Raw genomic sequence first — 17,465 nt, 5'->3', positions numbered from 1 at the left:
TCAATATGATCAATCTTGTCACTGATCGTATCTGAACGCTCCGGCGATGAACCCACGTCACGCTTTGCCCCGGCCGGTCGCGGCCAGCGCGCCTGCCCTCTCCACCGGCGCCGCCGCGCCCGCCCCGGTCAGCCTGGCGGGCATCCTGCGCGAGCGGCTGTTGCGCCCCCGTTTTCAACCGGTGATCGACCTGTCGCACAGCCGCATCTACGGCCATGAGAGCCTGATCCGCGGTCCGGTCGATACCTCCCTGCACTTTCCCGACGCCCTGTTCGCCGAGGCCCGCCGCCAGGGCCTGCATCCGCAACTGGAGCTGGCCAGCTTCCGCGCCGGCGCCCAGGGCTTCCACCAGAACGCGGCCGCCGGCAAGCTGTTCCTGAACCTGTCGGGTTCGGCGCTGATCCACTACTGGACACTGTGGGGCGACGAAATGCCGCTGCGGCTGCTCAAGGATTGCACGCTGGCGCCGTCCAACATCATCGTCGAGCTGACCGAGCAGGACCCGCTGTCCGAACACATGTCGACGCTGGGCAGCGCCTTCGCCTGCCTGCGCGAATACGGCATGCGCATCGCGCTGGACGACTACGGCGTCGGCAATTCGAACCTGCAGCTGTGGGCCGAGATGCAGCCCGACCTGGTCAAGATCGACCGCTACTTCTTCAACGGCATCGGCCACGACGATCGCAAGCAGAACATGGTGCGCGCCATCCTCAAGGTGGCGCAGTACCTGGGCACGGCCATCGTGGCCGAGGGCATCGAGACCGCCGAGGACCTGGCGGTGGTTCGCGACCTGGAGATCCGCTACGCCCAGGGCTGGCTGCTGGGGCGCCCCGACGAAACCCTGCTGACCGAATTGACCCCGCCGCTGCGCGACTCGCTGCGGGTGCGCGCGCCCGCCCCGCTGTCGCAGCGTTCGACGGGCGGCACCGCCGCCAGCCTGCGGGTCGAGGCCCCGGCCGCGCTGCTGAACAAGCACACCAACGACGACGTGCACCGCCTCTTCATCGAACACAAGAGCCTGCACGCGGTGGCCGTGGTCGATGGCGACAACCGGCCGGTGGGCATCATCAATCGCCGCGATTTTTCTGAACACTATGCGCAGCGCTACACCCGCGAGCTGTTCGGCCGCGACGCCTGCTCGACCTTCATGAACGGCGAGCCGGTGCTGGTTGACCTGGACGTGTCGATCGACCAGTTGAGCCACGTGTTGATCTCGGAAGACCAGCGCTACCTGATGGACGGCCTCATCATCACCCGCGACGGCCGCTACGACGGCCTGGCCACCGGCGAGACGCTGGTGCGGTCGGTGACCGAGATGCGCATCGAGGCCGCGCGCTACGCCAACCCGCTGACTTCGCTGCCGGGCAACATTCCCATCAGCCGGCACATCGCCACGCTGCTGGAGGACGCCGCCGATTTCACCATCTGCTATGGCGACCTGAACAACTTCAAGCCGTTCAACGACGTCTATGGCTACTGGCGCGGCGACGACATGATCATGCTGACCGCCGACGTCATCAAGCGCCACTGCGATCCGCTGCGCGATTTCGTCGGCCACGTCGGCGGCGACGACTTCGTGGTGCTGCTGCGCAGCCCCGACTGGAACGAGCGCATCCAGCGCGTCATCGCCGAGTTCAACGAGCGCGCCATTGACCTGTACGACGACAAAGGCCGCCGCAACGGCGGCATCGAGGCCGAGGACCGCTACGGCGTGCCGCGCTTCTTCCCGTTCGTCACGCTGGGAGTCGGCGCGCTGACCGTCACCCCGTCGCTATGCGAGCGCATCCGCCCGGAGGACATCGCGTCGGCCGCCGCCCATGTCAAGCACAAGGTCAAGCATGGGAACCTGTCGCTGGTGAGCGAGCGCTATCGCGGCGCCACCCTGCCGCAACTCGGCCCCTGACACCTGCTGCCCGGCCGCGTCCGGGGCGATCTGGAACACCGAGACCGCGCGCTGCAGGCCCTGGGCCTGCTGTTCCAGCGCGGCGGCGGCGGCCGCGGTCTGCTCCACCATCGCGGCGTTTTCCTGCGTGGCGCGCTCGATATCGGCGACGGCGTCATTGACCGAGGCGATGCCGGCGGCCTGCTCGGCGGTGGCGCTGGAGATTTCCGCCACGATCTGAGTCACGCGATCGACCGAGGCCAGCATGTCGCGCATGGTGTCGCCGGCCAGGTTGACCTGGCGCACGCCGGCCTCGACGCGCGCGGCCGAATCCTCGATCAAGCCCTTGATTTCCTTGGCCGCCTGGGCGCTGCGCTGGGCCAGCGAGCGCACCTCTCCCGCCACCACCGCGAAGCCCTTGCCCTGCTCGCCGGCGCGCGCGGCTTCCACCGCCGCATTCAATGCCAGGATGTTGGTCTGGAAGGCGATGCTGTCCACCACCCCCACGATTTCACCGATGCGGCGCGCGCTGTCGGCAATACCCTGCATGCTGGCCACGACCTCCTGCACGGCCTGACCGCCATGCCGGGCCAGCTGGGTCGCGCTGAGCGCCTGGCGGCTGGCCAGGTCGGCATTGCCGGCGGTCATCTGCACCGTATGCGCCAGCTGCGTCATGTTGGCCGCCGCTTCCTGCAGCGAGCCGGCCTGGCGCGCGGTGCGGTCCGACATGTCGGCGCCGCCGGCCGCGATCTCGCCCGAGCCCGTATGGATCTCCTCGACGCCATGGCGCACCGACGCCACCGCCGCCGACAGGCCGGTCTGCATGCGGCGCATGGCCGAATACAGCACGCCGATCTCGTTGTCGCCATGGACGGCGATGTGGCCGGTCAGGTCGCCGTCGGCGATGCGGTCGAAATGCGCGCCGGCCTCGTTCAGCGGCCGCAGGATGCGGCGGCGAAAGCCCAGCCGGATCAGTACCGCCAGCACCAGCACGAAGCCCAGCACCGCGGCGGCCACCACGGTCACGCGCTGCATGGTCTGGCTGGCGCCGGCCACCGCGGCCTGGCCCTGCTGGCGGGCGTAGGCCTGGTAGGCGTCGGCCTGCTTCACGTAGGCCGAGCCGGATGCCGGCAACACCTTGTCGACCAATCGATTCACCTCGATGCCGTTCCAGCCCTTGATGGCCTTGAACATGGGCGCCAGCGTCTGGTCGGCGAAAGCGGCATAGGCCGCCAGCGCCTGGTCGAACAACGGCGCGCCCTCGGCGCTGGTGTCGGGATTGGCGCGCAGCCGCGCCAGGCTGGCGGCGGCCTGCTTGAGCAGCGCGTCGGCGTGGTTCAGCGACTGGTCGCGGGCCTCTTCCAGCCCGCCCTCCATGGCGGTCTTGGCATCGGTCAGCGCGGCGCGCGCCTGGAACAGGCGGCTCGTCATGTCCGACAGGTCGCTGGCGCGCTCGATGCTGCCCCGGCCCAGCGCCTCGATGTCGGCGCGGTTCTCGCGCAGCACATGGATGCCGGCCGCCGCCGCCAGCGCGAACAGCGCCACGAACACCGCGAGAATGGCGGAAACCGCCGTCGTCACCCTGAGATTTTTCCGCATATCCATCCGTCTGTTGCATCGCCACCTAGGCGTATCCCGGCGATTATGGAGATGCAGTTTGGCAATTTCTTGACACAACCCCGCCCGCCACATGACGAACGGCCGTCACACAAATGCGCTTTTGCGAACAGGAACCCGGTATTAATGAATTGTGAATTGGCAGGCGCGGCGCCTTGCGGCACATTCGATCCTGTCCCGAATTCCATTTCATTGTCGACATCGCAGCCCACCCCATGCCTCAAGCCTCCCACGCCTACCAGGACATCCGCGAAGCCGTCCGCGACCTGTGCGCCCAATTCCCCGCCGAATATTTCCGCAAGGTCGATGAAGAACGCGGCTACCCCGACGCCTTCGTGCGCGCCCTGACCGAAGCCGGCTGGCTGGCGGCGCTGATTCCCCAGGAGTACGGCGGCTCCGGCCTGGGCCTGACCGAAGCCTCGGTCATCATGGAAGAAATCAACCGCAGCGGCGGCAACTCCGGCGCCTGCCACGGCCAGATGTACAACATGGGCACCCTGCTGCGGCACGGCTCCGAGGCGCAGAAGCGCGAATACCTGCCGCGCATCGCCGCCGGCGAGCTGCGCCTGCAGTCGATGGGCGTGACCGAGCCCACCACCGGCACCGACACCACCAAGATCAAGACCACCGCCGTGCGCCGCGGCGACCGCTACGTCATCAACGGCCAGAAGGTCTGGATCTCGCGGGTGCAGCATTCCGACCTGATGATCCTGCTGGCCCGCACCACGCCGCTGGACCAGGTCACGCGCAAGTCCGAGGGCATGTCGATCTTCCTGGTGGACCTGCACGAGGCGGTCAAGCACGGCATGTCGATCCGCCCCATTCCCAACATGGTCAACCACGAGACCAACGAGCTGTTCTTCGACAACCTGGAGATTCCGGTCGACAACCTGATCGGCGAGGAAGGCAAGGGTTTCAAGTACATCCTGGACGGCCTGAACGCCGAGCGCACCCTGATCGCCGCCGAGTGCATCGGCGACGGCTACTGGTTCGTCGACAAGGTCACCGCCTACGCCAAGGAGCGCATGGTGTTCGGCCGCCCCATCGGCCAGAACCAGGGCGTGCAGTTCCCCATCGCCCGCGCCCACATCAACGTCGAGGCCGCCAGCCTGATGCGCTACGAGGCCTGCCGCCTGTTCGACGCCCACGAGCCCTGCGGCGCGCAGGCCAACATGGCCAAGCTGCTGGCCGCCGACGCGTCCTGGGAGGCCGCCAACGCCTGCCTGCAGTTCCACGGCGGCTTCGGCTTCGCCACCGAATACGACGTCGAGCGCAAGTTCCGCGAGACCCGTCTCTATCAGGTCGCGCCGATCTCGACCAACCTGATCCTGTCCTACGTCGCCGAACACATCCTGGGCCTGCCGCGCTCCTTCTGACCATGACCCCCGACACCTCCCACCCCAGCGCCACCCTCGCCGCCTTCGCCGCCAACCTGCGCTTCGAGGACATCCCCGCCCCGGTGCTGCGCCGCGCCGAAGACCTGTTGCTGGACTGCCTGGCTTCGATCCTGGCGGGCGCCGCGTCGCGCCCGGTGCAGGCCATCGACCGCTACGCCGCCGCCATGGGGCCGGCGGACGGCCCCAGCGAGATCCTGATCAACCGGCGCCGCACCTCGCCGGTGTTCGCCGCCATGGTCAATGCCGCCGCCGCCCACGTGGTCGAGCAGGACGACGTGCACAACGGGTCGGTGTTCCACCCCGCGGCCGTGGTGTTCCCGCCGGTGCTGGCGGTGGCCCAGGCGCTGGGCCGTTCCGGCCGCGACCTGCTGGTGGCCGCCGTGGCCGGCTACGAGGTCGGCATTCGCGTCGGCGAATTCCTGGGCCGCTCGCACTACAAGATCTTCCATACCACCGGCACCGCCGGCACGCTGGCCGCCGCCGCGGCCACCGGCCGCCTGCTGGGCCTGTCGCCCGCCGCCATGCTGGACGCCTTTGGCTCGGCCGGCACCCAGGCCGCCGGCCTGTGGGAATTCCTGCGCGACGCCGCCGATTCCAAACAACTGCATACCGCCCGCGCCGCCGCCAACGGCATCGCCGCGGCCTATCTGGCGCAGGAAGGTTTCACCGGCGCGCGCCACATCCTCGAAGGGCCGCAGGGCATGGCCGCCGGCATGTCGAGCGACGCCGACCCGGCCCGCCTGACCGACCGCCTTGGCACGCGCTGGGCGCTGGCCGAAACCTCGTTCAAGTTCCATGCATCGTGCCGGCACACCCATCCGGCGGCGGACGCGCTGCAACAGGTGCTGCGCGAACACAAGCTGGCCGAAAGCGATATCGCGCGCGTGGTGGCGCACGTGCACCAGGGCGCCATCGATGTGCTGGGGCCGGTGGTTGATCCGCGCACGGTGCACCAGTCCAAGTTCTCGATGGGCACGGTGCTGGGCCTGATCGCGCGCCAGGGCCGCGCCGGCCTGCCGGAATTCGACGCCGCGCTGGACGATCCGGCGGTGGCCGACTTCCGAGGCCGGGTCACGATGGAACTGGATCCGGAAGTCGACGGCGCCTATCCGCAGCGCTGGATCGGCAAGGTCACGGTGCATACGCGCGACGGCCGCGTGCTGCACGGCCGCGTCGACGAACCCAAGGGCGATCCCGGCAACACCCTGTCGCGCGACGAGATCGAAACCAAGACACTGAGCCTTGGCCGCTATGCCGACGCCGCCACCGAGGCCGAGCTGCGCGGCCTGATCAAAGCGATCTGGGACCTGGAGCGGGCCGGCAAGGTGGGCGCCCTGCTGCCCTGAGGCCCCGCGCCCGCGACACGAGCGCCGGCAAACCAAAAACGGGATCACGCCGCGCTCGGCCGTGATCCCGTTCTGTTTGGCGCGCGCGGCGCCATTTCCGGCCCGGGGCCGCGATGCATGCCCGAGCCGAAGCGTCCCCCGCCGCTTACGCCAGCGCCGCCCGCTGCGCCCGCACCAAGCCGGCGATGCCGGTCTCGGCCAGGCCCAGCATCGCGTCCAGTTCGGCGCGCGTGAAGGTCGCGCCCTCGCCCGTGCCCTGCACTTCCACGAAGGCCCCGCCGCCCGTCATGATGACGTTGACGTCGGCGTCGCAGGCCGAGTCTTCCTCATAGTCCAGGTCCAGCACCGGGCGGCCCTGCACCAACCCGACCGACACCGCCGCCACCGCGTCGCGGATCGGGTTCACGGCCAGGTCGCCGCGTTGCATCAGCAGCGCCACCGCGTCGGACGCGGCCACCCAGGCGCCGGTGATGCTGGCGCAGCGCGTGCCGCCGTCGGCCTGCAGCACGTCGCAATCCAGGTGCAGCGTGCGCTCGCCCAGCGCCCGCATGTCGAACACGGCGCGCAGGCTGCGGCCGATCAGGCGCTGGATCTCCTGGGTACGGCCGCTCTGCTTGCCGCGCGCGGCCTCGCGGTCGCCGCGGGTATGGGTAGCGCGCGGCAGCATGCCGTACTCGGCCGTGACCCAACCCTCGCCCTTGCCCTTGAGGAACGGCGGCACCTTTTCCAGCACGCTGGCGGTGCACAGCACGTGGGTGTTGCCGGCCTTCACCAGCACCGACCCTTCGGCGTAGCGCGTGAAACCGCGCTCCAGGCTGAACGGCCGCAGTTCGTCGACGGCGCGGCCCGACGGGCGCGCAATGGCGGTGGCAGTGGTCATGACAAGGCTCCAATCAGATTCGATTGGCGGCATTGTACGGGCTGGAATCGATGCCCCGGCCGGGTTTGGAGTATCCTGCCGCGATACACGGGCTGCATATACCCGCCCGGGTCCGCGCACGGCGGACCGGCGGAACCGGCGCGGCCCGATCCAAAACAAGCAACAGGATATCGACACCATGATTCGCAGCATGACCGCCTTCGGCAACGCCCGGGCAGACCTGGAACAAGGCACGCTGGCGCTGGAACTGCGCAGCGTCAACAGCCGCTTCCTCGACCTCTATTTCCGCCTGCCCGACGAGCTGCGCCACGTCGAGACGCCGCTGCGCGAACTGCTGACGGCGCAGCTGGCGCGCGGCAAGGTCGAGATCCGCGTGTCCTACACCCGCAACGTCAGCGCCGACCTGTCCAAGCTGGACCCCGCCTGGCTCGAAACCCTGGCCGAACAACTGCAGGCCGCGCGCCGCGTCCTGCCCGACATCGCGGCGCCTCGACTGGTCGAGCTGTTCAACTGGCCCGGCCAGCGCGCCAACGACGCGCTCGACCCGCAGGTCTGGGGCGCGGCCTGCATGCAGGCCGCCCAGGAAGCGCTCAAGCAGCTGCAGGAAGGCCGCGCGCGCGAAGGCGAACGCCTGGCCGGCATGATGCGCGATTGCGCCGATGGCGTGGCCGGCATCGTCGAACTGGTGCAGAACCACCTGCCCCAGCTGCTGGCCGACCACCGCGACAAGCTCGCCGCCAAGCTGCGCGAAAGCGTGGAAACGGCCTTCCCCGGCGGTTTCACCCATATCTCGGGCGCCGAATTGTCCGAGCGGCTGTCGCAGGAAGCCAACCTGTTCGCGCTGCGTATCGACGTCGCCGAGGAACTGTCGCGCCTGCGCTCGCACGTGGCGGAGCTGCGTCACCTGCTGACCGACGGCGGCGGCAAGGCCGAAGGCAAGAAAAACGCCGGCAGCGCCGGCAAGCGCCTGGACTTCCTGTTCCAGGAAATGAACCGCGAGGCCAATACGCTGGGCTCCAAGGCCGGCAGCATGGAAGTCACCCGCGCCGCCATGGACCTGAAGCTGCTGATCGAGCAGATGCGGGAACAGGCGCAGAACATCGAGTGACCCGCAAACGCCAAGGCCGCCGCAATCACTGCGGCGGCCTTGGCCGGATGCAAGAAGGCCGCGGAGTTCCGCGGCCTTTTCTCATCGCGCGTTGGTACCGGGCGCTGTCGCCGTCTCCGGCCCGACCGTGGCGGGCTCGCCGCGCAGGGCCGAATCCAGGTAGGCGCTGCGCGCCCGGGCGTCCGGGAACGTCATGTCCTTGTAGCTGACAAAGCGCGAACCCTTGACCAGCCGGTAGCCCAGCCAGATCAGCAGAAACAGGGGAATGCCGATATAGGTGGCGGCCACGCCGCCCCAGTCGATCCGATGCTCCAGGAAGGCCTGGTAGTTCTGCCCCAGCGTGATCACCAGGCACAGCACGAAAGCGAAGATCGGGCCGAACGGGAAGAACGGCGACACGTACGGCAGGTCGGCCAGGTTGCGGCCCTGCTTGACGTAGCCACGGCGGAACCGGTAATGGCTGATGGCAATGCCCAGCCAGGCGATGAAGCCGGTCATGCCCGAGGTGTTCAGCAGCCAGATATAGACCGCCTTGGGACTGAAGATGAACGAGAAGAAGCAAAGCGCCGCCACCACGGTGGTGGCCAGCAGCGCCCACAGCGGCACGCCGTTGCGCGCCACCCGGCCGAAAATACGCGGCGCCTTGCCGTCACGCGCCAGGCTGTAGAGCATGCGGGTAGCCGCGTACATGCCGGAATTGCCGGCCGACAGCACCGAGGTCAGCACCACCGCGTTCATGATCGAGGCCGCCGCCAGCAGCCCGGCGCGCTCGAAGATCAGCGCGAACGGACTGACGCTGACGTCGGTGACGTCGTTGCGCAGCAGGTGCGGGTCGGTATAGGGGATCAGCAGGCCGATCACCAGGATCGCCATCACGTAGAACAGCAGGATGCGCCAGAACACCTGGCGCACGGCGCGCGGCAGGTTGCGCGCCGGGTCCTTGGATTCGCCCGCGGCGATGCCGATGAGTTCGGTGCCCTGGAACGAAAATCCCACCACCATGGCCACCCCGATCAACGCCGCGAAACCGCCGGCGAACGGCGCGTCGCCCACGGTCCAGTTGGCCACGCCGCCATCCTCGCCGCCGCGGATGATGCCCAGCAGCATCATCACGCCCATGGCGACGAACGCCAGCACCGCGATCACCTTGATCAGCGCGAACCAGAACTCGGCCTCGCCGAAGCCGCGCGCCGACAGCGCGTTCAGGCCGAAGGTGATGGCCAGGAACAAGGCGCTCCAGTACACCCCCGGCACGTCCGGAAACCAATACGCCATCACCAGCTGCGCGGCCACCAGGTCCACCGCCACCGTGACGGCCCAGTTGTACCAGTAGTTCCAGCCCAGCGCGAAGCCGAAGCCGTCTTCGACGTAGCGCGCGCCGTAGGTCGAGAACGACCCGGATACCGGCATCGCGGCGGCCAGTTCACCCAGGCTGGTCATCAGGAAATAGACCATCACGCCGATCAGCACATAGCCCAGCAACGCCCCGCCCGGTCCGGCCTGGGCAATGGTGGCGCCGGAGGCCACGAACAGGCCCGTCCCGATGGAGCCGCCCACCGCGATCATCGTCAGGTGGCGCGCGGACAGGGCGCGGCGCAATTCGGACGGTTCCGTCGTCCCTTTCTTGCCGCCGTCGCGGTGCGGGTCGTGTTCCATCAATGCCAAAGTCGTGTTCCTTCAGAGCGAAAAAGCCCCCGCGGATTGTGCCCCCGGGCGCCGTGGGATTTCCACGCAACGCGCGAGCATAGCGCAACTGCCCCCGGCCGTCGAAACGGCCGAAGGCGGGCGAGGATCCGTCCCCGCCCCGGATATCCCTGCTACGGGTCTATTGAAACGCCGTTTCCATGAAGGTGCGCAACTTGCGCGAATGCAGCCGCTCAGGCGGCATGTCGCGCAAGCGCTCCAGCGCCCGGATGCCGATTTCCAGGTGCTGGTTGACCTGGCGGCGGTAGAACGCGCTGGCCATGCCCGGCAGCTTGAGTTCGCCATGCAGCGGCTTGTCGGACACGCACAGCAGCGTGCCGTACGGCACGCGGAAGCGGAAGCCGTTGGCGGCGATGGTGGCGGACTCCATGTCCAGCGCGATGGCGCGCGACTGCGCGAAGCGCTCGACCAGCTCGACGTGGTCGCGCAATTCCCAGTTGCGGTTGTCGATGGTGGCCACGGTGCCGGTGCGCATGATGCGCTTGAGGTCCCAGCCGGACAGCCCGGCCACCTCTTCCACCGCCTGCTCCAGCGCCACCTGCACCTCGGCCAGCGCCGGCACTGGCACCCAGGTGGGCAGGTCGTCATCCAGCACGTGGTCTTCGCGCACATAGCCGTGAGCCAGCACGTAGTCGCCCAGGCGCTGCGAATCGCGCAGGCCGGCGCAGTGGCCCAGCATCAGCCAGGCGTGCGGGCGCAGCACCGCGATGTGGTCGGTGATGGTCTTGGCGTTGGACGGCCCCACGCCGATGTTCACCAGCGTGATGCCGGAATGGTCGCCGCGCACCAGATGGTAGGCCGGCATCTGCGGCAGGCGCTGCGCCTGGCCGTCGTCGGCCGGGCCGGATTCGCCGCGGCGGGTGATGCGGTTGCCCGGCTCCACCAGCATCTCGTAGTCCTCGTTGCCGCTGGCCATCAGCGCGCGGGCGCGGGCGCAGAACTCGTCGACGTAGAACTGGTAGTTGGTGAACAGCACGAAATTCTGGAAATGCGCCGGCGCCGTCGCGGTGTAGTGCTGCAGCCGGTGCAGCGAGTAGTCCACCCGTTGCGCCGTGAAGGGCGCCAGCGGCTTGGGTTCGCCGTCCTTGCCGCGCCATGAGCCGTTGACGATGGCGTCGTCCGTCACCGCCAGGTCGGGCACGTCGAACAGGTCGCGCAGCGGGCGCTTGAGCGCCTCCAGGTGCTCGCCTTCGACATACGCGCCCTCGGGGAAGGCGAAATGCAACGGAATGGGCGAATCGGATTCGCCGACCTCCACCGCCACGCGGTGGTTCTGCAGCAGCTGGCCGACCTGCTCGATCAGGTAGTCGCGAAACAGCGCCGGCTGGGTGATGGTGGTCTGGTAGATGCCGGGTTCGGCCACGTGGCCGTACGACAGGCGGGTGTCGATGGGGTCGTAGGTCTCGACCAGGATGCGGATGGCGGGATAGTAGGCGCGGGCCCGTTCGCGGCCGCTGGACGAACCCTTCAGGACGTCGCGGAACGCGGCGCGCAGGAAGGCCGTGTTGCGCGCATAGATTTCGGCCAGCCGGTCCACTGCCGCGACCGCATCGTGGTAGGGCTCGAAAGGAATCGCCTCGGGCCGGTTCATCGAGGACAAAGGGTGTACTGCGTTCATCATTGAGCTTGACTCCGCTTTCTTATGGTCTTCTTTCAGCGGCTGCTCTCGGCGATCAAGCCGGGAGGGCCGATGCCGACGATTATGCCCGAGCCTAGGACGCCATGAAGTGTCATATTCGGCCGCGGCGAGCGGCGCGACGGGGCGGACACATATCGCCACAGTCACAGAAACAATATATCATTCCGTTTTTCTCGTATTCCCCCCTTGCCCATGCCGCCGGCTCACCGTCTCCGCCCCGCTCCGCGCCTTGCCCGATGGGCGGCGCTGGGCTGGCTGTGCGCCTGCCTGCTGCTGTCTCCGCTGGGCGGCGTGCGCCACGTGCTGTCGCACCTGCCGGGCGCCCCGGCCTCCAGCCAGGACGATGCCCACGCGCCGGACAAGCCGGGACACTGCGACCTGTGCCATATCTGGGATCTGCTGGATGCCACGCTCCCGGCGTCCTTCGTCCCCGTCACCGGCAGCGCGCCCCGTATCGCGCCGCCCGCGCCGGCCCCGCGCGGCAACACCATCGCCGCCCTGCCCTGGTTCCAATCGCGCGCGCCGCCCGCCACGGCCTGACATCCGCCCGCCCGATTTCAACCGCGCCGCCCGCCGGGCGGCCACCAGGACTGCCACCATGTCTTTTGCTTCTTCCCACGCGGGGACGCGTTCGTCCCTGCGCGCCTTTTCCCTGAGCCCACTCGCCCTCGCCTGCCTGCTCGCCCTGCCGCAAGCCACACGCGCCCAGGCCGCCGCCCCCGACGCCCCCACCCTGTCTCCCGTCATCATCACCGCCAACCCGCTGGGCAGCGAGGCGCTGGCCTCGCCATCCACCGTGGTGCAAGGCGCCGGCCTGGACCTGCGGCGCGCCTCGAACCTGGGCGAAACCCTCAATGGCCTGCCCGGCGTGTCGACCACCACCTATGGCCCGATGGTGGGCCGCCCCATCATCCGCGGCATGGACGGCGACCGCATCCGCCTGCTCAACAATGGCGTCGGCTCACTCGACGCCTCGTCGCTGTCGTTCGACCACGCCGTGCCGCAAGACCCGCTGACCACCAACCGCGTCGAAATCCTGCGCGGCCCGGCCGCCCTGCTGTACGGCGGCAGCGCCATCGGCGGCGTGGTCAACACCATCGACAACCGCATCCCCACCGAACCCATCGACGGCATCCACGGCGACGTCGCCGGCGGGTACGGCGGCGCCAACAACGACCGCAACGGCGCGATCCAGCTCGAAGGCGGCGACGGCAACTTCGCCATCCACGCCGACGCCTTCAGCCGCAAGACCGGCGACCTGCGCATTCCCGGCTACGCCCGCACTTCACAGCAACGCGCGATCGACGGCCCCGACCGGGACCAGCCGCGCGGCACCCTGCCCAACAGCGACGGCCAGGCCAGCGGCGGCGCGCTCGGCATGTCCTGGACCGGCGACCGCGGCTACGCCGGCCTGTCCTACAGCGGCTACGACTCGAACTACGGCTCGGTGGCCGAGCCGGACGTGCGCATCAGGATGCGCCAGGAACGCTTCGGCTTCGCCAGCGAGCTGCGCGACCTGGAAGGCCTGTTCACCAGCGTCAAAATGAACTTCGCCTACACCGATTACCAGCACAAGGAAATCGAGGACGGCGAAACCGGCACCATCTTCAAGAACCGCGGCTACGAGGCCCGCATCGAGGCCCGCCACGCCGACATCGGACCGCTGCGCGGCGTGGTCGGCCTGCAACTGGGCCAGACGCGCTTCTCGGCGCTGGGCGACGAAGCGCTGGTGCCCACCACCGACACCGATTCCGTCGCCTTGTTCGCACTGGAGGAATGGAAGATCAACGACCGCCTGACGCTGAGCGCTGGCGCGCGTGCCGACCACACCCGCCTGACGCCGGGCGGCGGCGGCAACGAGCGCTTCGACGGCTCCAACCGCCGCACCTTCACCGCCGGCAGCTTCTCGCTGGGCGGCATCTACAAGCTGGACAGCGCCTGGTCGGTGGCCGCCAACACCGCCTACACCGAGCGCGCGCCCACCTTCTACGAGCTGTACGCCAACGGCCCGCACGCCGCCACCGGCCAATACCTGGTGGGCGATCAGAATCTGGCCAAGGAACGCGCCTGGTCCGGCGACCTGTCGCTGCGCTACAAGAAGGACGCCGACAGCGCCAGCATCGGCGTGTTCTACAGCCGCTTTTCCAACTACCTGGCCGAAATGAACACCGGCCGTTTCCGCAACGATGACGGCGACCTGGTCGCGGCCGGCGATGACGGCGCCCTGCCCGAGGCCCGCTACCAGGGCGTGTCCGCGCGCCTGTACGGCGTGGAAGCCGAAAGCAGCACGCGCGTGCTGCAATCGGGAGGCCACAAACTGGACCTGGGCCTGTCGGGCGACTACACGGTGGCCCGCAACAGCGACACCGGCCGCTCGCTGCCGCGCATTCCGCCGCTGCGCCTGCGCGTGGCGCTGGACTACGGCTATGGGCCTTACAGCGCCGGTGTCAGCGTATCCAAGGCCTTCGCCCAGCACAGCCGCCCGGACAACGACACAGCCACCGCCGGCTACTACAGCCTGGACGCCAACGCCGGCTACCGCTTCAAGGTTGCGGCGGTGCAATGGCAGGCCTACGTGCGCGGCATCAACCTGACCAACCAGGACATCCGCTACGCCACCTCGGTGCTGCGCGACGTCGCTCCCGAGGGCGGCCGCGCCGTGATGGTCGGCCTGCGCGGCAGTTTCTAAGCCCCACGCCTGGCGCCCGTTACCTTTTCCCGAAGGAATGAGGTAACGGGCGGGACGTGAGAATGCTGCATTGCACTACAAATGTAATGAAACTTTATTCCATTACAATGCGATGGCAGTTCGTGAAGCTCAAGCCTCCCCTGCCCCCTTTCCGCCGGCTTGTCCCCCGGACAAAGCCATGCCGCCCACTCCGATTCCTGAAGTGACGTAATGACGCCGCCTACGCGAAAAGCCCGCTTTGCCTTTTTCCGCCTCCCCGCTTTGCTGTCAGCGCCCCTGCTGGCCCTGACGTTCTCCTGGTTACCCGGCGCCGCCCAGGCGTCCATCCCCTCCCAACAAGCCCGCGCCACCCTGTCCGGCCTGAGCCTGGCGCAGGAACCCACCGTGCCCACCCTGCGCGAACGCGTGGTGCAAGCCGGCCTGGCCGCCATCGGCACGCCCTACAGCTGGGGCGGCGACGACGCCGCCGAAGGCTTCGACTGCAGCGGCCTGGTGCTGTACGTGTTTCGCGAGATCGCCGGCCTGGAACTGCCGCGCACCGCGCGCCAACAGCGCACCCAGGGCGATACGGTCAACAACAAGAAACAGCTCAAGCCCGGCGACCTGGTGTTCTTCGCCACCCGCGGGCGCGGCATCACCTCGCACGTGGGCATCTACATCGGCCAGGACAAATTCGTGCACGCCCCGCGCCGAGGCGCCAAAGTGCGCGTGGACGAGATGAAGAATCCGTACTGGTCCAAGCGCTATCTCGGCGCGCGCAGCTACATCGATACGGCCAAGGGCCAGATGCTGGCGCAGAAGTAGATAAGCCGCCGCGCCGCGTGCCGTGTGCTCGCGGCGCCGTGTAGGGAATGTCTTGTCGTGAGGGCGCGGCGCCGTCGCCCTTCCGCGAGTTCGGATCCGGCATTGCCAGCACCTGATTGGCGGTCTTGCCGGTGCGATTCCGTTGGGCGTTGATACCGGCGATGGACACGGCCGCACGGCAGATACTGCTGTGCGTCACGTTGCTTTGCTGCTCAGGAGCGTGCGCATGCCCGGCGCTGGCGCCGGCACCCAAGTTCTGAACAGCTCGCATCCCCGGTAACGCTGAAGCCGCACAACAGGCTCGCCCGGGGCACCTTGTAAAGCTGCCGCTCTCGATGTCACTGACGGTCAAGCTTCGCCTCATCACGGCATTCCCCCTCACCGTCGCTTCGGACGAGCCTTGAGGGTGTAGACGCGCCCTGCTTGCGCCGAAACATCCGTTAAGCGCTTGGGGCCGATGCGATCGATCATGTGCAGCGAGTAAATGCCTCCCGCAAAGCAAGACCCAGCTCCATGTCGCTGGCAGTCTGCGGAACGATTACTGGGACAAGATCTAAATTAGTACGCACCGTGAAGCCGTCCAGCCCTTTGCGGTGAGTCGGCTGGAATTCGATTCCCTCGCTTATCACGGAGACCGGACAAAACTTCATGCTCTTATATAAAGCCCGCTTCCCGGCATATCCGAATTTTTTCATCATCAAGAGGTTTTCTTCGTCACCTCTTCGCTTTTGCTCACCCGAATTAATAATTTGATTTATATAATCTCGAGAAACAGGCCTGCTCGCGGCAAGAGCCCGCCTAATTGCGTCACCCAGCACCTCATCGCTCTCTTCCGGCGGCAGAAATATTTTAAAGCCCTCCGGATCGCTAATGGCCATTAACTCAACGGCAAGGGAACTCACTCTGTAGAATTTCTCATTCAGAAGCGTCATTACGCGGGGAGTAAATTTCTGCATGCCTCTTACCTAACTTTGGTTACAACGATATTTATATCGAACTGCTTTGCATATTCGATGGTTTTCGCGATGGCTGAAAATTGTTCTGCCGTTGTACTTGCCGGGACAGCCAGATGCATCTCGCGCCCCGCAAAAGAACTTCCATAGATCATTTCTCCCTGTGCGCCATCCCTTGTGAACTCAACCATCTCATCCACGTATTTGTTGAGCGTTCTTGTGATCGCCGCAGGTTGTTGATAGCTCTTTGCCCCTGTATCCAGCGTTTTTGTGCTGATGGCGGTTCCATCCGGGGTGAGATGATCAAAAGTTAAGAAATTACTTTTGATCATATTCAGGTCGTCTGTTCCCGGAGGTAATTTCGCCTGAACGAATGCTTCGAATGGTTTGCCCTGCTGAGCGATTCCTCTCCCATTCCATTCCAATTTCGCTTATTCGAGCGCTATCTCGGCGCGCGCAGCCACATCGATACGGCCAAGGCCAGATGCTGGTGCAGAAGTGGATAAGCCGCCACGCTATGCGCTTCAGGCCGATGCGATCGATCATGTGCAGCGAGTAAATGCCTCCCGCAAAGCAAGACCCAGCTCCATGTCGCTGGCAGTCTGCGGGACGATTACTGGGACAAGGTCTAAATCGGTGCGTACCGTGTAACCATCCAACCCTTTGCGATGAGTCGGCTGAAATTTAATCCCCTCGCTTACCATAGAGATCGAGCAAAATTTCATGCTCTTATATAAAGATCGCTTGCTGGTATATCCAAACTTTCGCATCATCAAGGTGTCTTCTTCTTTGTCCCTTTTTTTAAGTTCACCCGAATTAATCATTTGGCTCACATACTCTCTAGGAACGGCTCTGCTCGTAGCAAGAGCCTGCCTGACAGCGCTGCCCAATACTTCATCGTTTGCCTCCGGCGGCAGAAATAGTCGAAGCCCATCCGGATCGCCAATGGTAATTGGCGCAACGGCCAGGGAACTTACCCGGTAAAATTTTTCATTCAAAAGAATGATCGCACGCGGAGTAAATTTCTGCATACCCATTACCTCACTTTGGTTACGACGATATTTATATCAAACTGTTTTGCATACTCAATGGTTTTCGCGATAGCTGAAAATTGTTCTGCCGTTGTACTTGCCGGGACAGCCAGATGCATCTCGCGCCCCGTAAAAGAACTCCCGTAGATCACTTCTCCCTTTGAGCCATCTTCCGTGAACTTAACCATCTCATCCACATACTTACGGAGCGTCCTCGTAATCGCCGCAGGTTGTTGATAAGTCTTTACCGTTGTATCCAGCGTTTTTGTGCTTATAGCGATTCCGTCCGGGGTGAGATGATCAAAGGTTGAAAAATTACTTTTGACCGCGTTCAGATCGCGTGTTCCCGGCGGTAATTTCGCCTGAACGAAAGCTTCGAATGGTTTGCCCTGCTGAACGATCCCCTTCCCCATTG

General features: G+C 66.3%; 14 protein-coding genes and 1 pseudogene. 7 read left to right on the top strand and 8 right to left on the bottom strand.

Translation table 11 applies throughout. The features are described 5' to 3' along the window. Positions 1-46 precede the first annotated feature (46 nt). Positions 47-1,903, top strand: a complete 1,857-nt coding sequence (locus HV742_RS25960) for an EAL domain-containing protein (RefSeq protein WP_238922503.1) — start codon at positions 47-49, stop codon at positions 1,901-1,903. Between the two features lie 144 nt (positions 1,904-2,047). On the opposite strand, the pseudogene HV742_RS25955 reads toward HV742_RS25960, so the two are convergent. Beyond that, positions 2,048-3,481 (bottom strand): annotated as a pseudogene (locus tag HV742_RS25955) (methyl-accepting chemotaxis protein); the annotation flags it as partial. A 233-nt stretch (positions 3,482-3,714) separates the two neighbouring features. On the opposite strand from HV742_RS25955, the gene HV742_RS25950 reads away from it, so the two are divergent. After that, the gene (locus tag HV742_RS25950) at positions 3,715-4,875 is read left to right on the top strand and encodes an acyl-CoA dehydrogenase family protein (RefSeq protein ID WP_175146720.1); all 1,161 of its coding nucleotides are present in this window, start codon (positions 3,715-3,717) and stop codon (positions 4,873-4,875) included. Beyond that, the gene (locus HV742_RS25945; RefSeq protein WP_174539049.1) at positions 4,872-6,242 is read left to right on the top strand and encodes an MmgE/PrpD family protein; all 1,371 of its coding nucleotides are present in this window, start codon (positions 4,872-4,874) and stop codon (positions 6,240-6,242) included. Before HV742_RS25950 ends, HV742_RS25945 begins: the two co-directional genes overlap by 4 nt. A 145-nt stretch (positions 6,243-6,387) precedes the next feature. On the opposite strand, the gene rph is transcribed toward HV742_RS25945, so the two are convergent. Then, entirely contained in the window at positions 6,388-7,122 is a 735-nt protein-coding gene (gene rph / locus HV742_RS25940) for a ribonuclease PH (RefSeq protein ID WP_049073511.1), read from the bottom strand. A 178-nt stretch (positions 7,123-7,300) separates the two neighbouring features. On the opposite strand from rph, the gene HV742_RS25935 reads away from it, so the two are divergent. Next, positions 7,301-8,230: a YicC/YloC family endoribonuclease gene (locus tag HV742_RS25935; protein ID WP_049073510.1), complete on the top strand. Its 930-nt coding sequence runs from the start codon at positions 7,301-7,303 to the stop codon at positions 8,228-8,230. 81 nt (positions 8,231-8,311) lie between these two features. Here HV742_RS25935 and HV742_RS25930 read toward each other — a convergent pair whose 3' ends face one another. Then, on the bottom strand, positions 8,312-9,886 hold the full coding sequence (locus HV742_RS25930; protein ID WP_063581706.1) for an amino acid permease: 1,575 nt from the start codon (positions 9,884-9,886) through the stop codon (positions 8,312-8,314). Between the two features lie 169 nt (positions 9,887-10,055). Then, entirely contained in the window at positions 10,056-11,555 is a 1,500-nt protein-coding gene (locus tag HV742_RS25925; protein ID WP_374700498.1) for an AMP nucleosidase, read from the bottom strand. Between the two features lie 210 nt (positions 11,556-11,765). On the opposite strand from HV742_RS25925, the gene HV742_RS25920 reads away from it, so the two are divergent. From HV742_RS25920 to HV742_RS25910, 3 genes are all read left to right on the top strand, one after another. After that, complete coding sequence (locus tag HV742_RS25920) at positions 11,766-12,113, top strand: hypothetical protein (protein WP_175146719.1); 348 nt, start codon at positions 11,766-11,768, stop codon at positions 12,111-12,113. 58 nt (positions 12,114-12,171) lie between these two features. Next, positions 12,172-14,262, top strand: a complete 2,091-nt coding sequence (locus tag HV742_RS25915) for a TonB-dependent receptor (protein WP_175146718.1) — start codon at positions 12,172-12,174, stop codon at positions 14,260-14,262. A gap of 210 nt (positions 14,263-14,472) precedes the next feature. After that, positions 14,473-15,066, top strand: a complete 594-nt coding sequence (locus tag HV742_RS25910) for a C40 family peptidase (RefSeq protein WP_175146717.1) — start codon at positions 14,473-14,475, stop codon at positions 15,064-15,066. Positions 15,067-15,533: 467 nt separating this feature from the next. Here the strand turns inward: HV742_RS25910 and HV742_RS25905 are convergent, their stop codons facing one another. The 4 genes from HV742_RS25905 to HV742_RS25890 form a co-directional block, all read right to left on the bottom strand. Continuing rightward, positions 15,534-16,022 carry a contact-dependent growth inhibition system immunity protein gene (locus HV742_RS25905; RefSeq protein ID WP_175146716.1) on the bottom strand — a complete coding sequence of 163 codons (489 nt, stop codon included), beginning with the start codon at positions 16,020-16,022 and terminating at the stop codon, positions 15,534-15,536. A gap of 5 nt (positions 16,023-16,027) precedes the next feature. Continuing rightward, complete coding sequence (locus HV742_RS25900) at positions 16,028-16,444, bottom strand: endonuclease toxin domain-containing protein (protein WP_175146715.1); 417 nt, start codon at positions 16,442-16,444, stop codon at positions 16,028-16,030. A 117-nt stretch (positions 16,445-16,561) separates the two neighbouring features. Beyond that, positions 16,562-17,050, bottom strand: a complete 489-nt coding sequence (locus HV742_RS25895; protein ID WP_175146714.1) for a contact-dependent growth inhibition system immunity protein — start codon at positions 17,048-17,050, stop codon at positions 16,562-16,564. A gap of 5 nt (positions 17,051-17,055) precedes the next feature. Next, complete coding sequence (locus tag HV742_RS25890) at positions 17,056-17,463, bottom strand: endonuclease toxin domain-containing protein (protein ID WP_175146713.1); 408 nt, start codon at positions 17,461-17,463, stop codon at positions 17,056-17,058. Between the last annotated feature and the right edge of the window lie 2 nt (positions 17,464-17,465).

The organism is Achromobacter ruhlandii, from assembly GCF_902859695.1.
Classification (GTDB): domain Bacteria; phylum Pseudomonadota; class Gammaproteobacteria; order Burkholderiales; family Burkholderiaceae_B; genus Achromobacter; species Achromobacter ruhlandii.
Note: the sequence above shows the minus strand (reverse complement) of the source record. Positions and strands in the feature narration are given on the sequence as shown.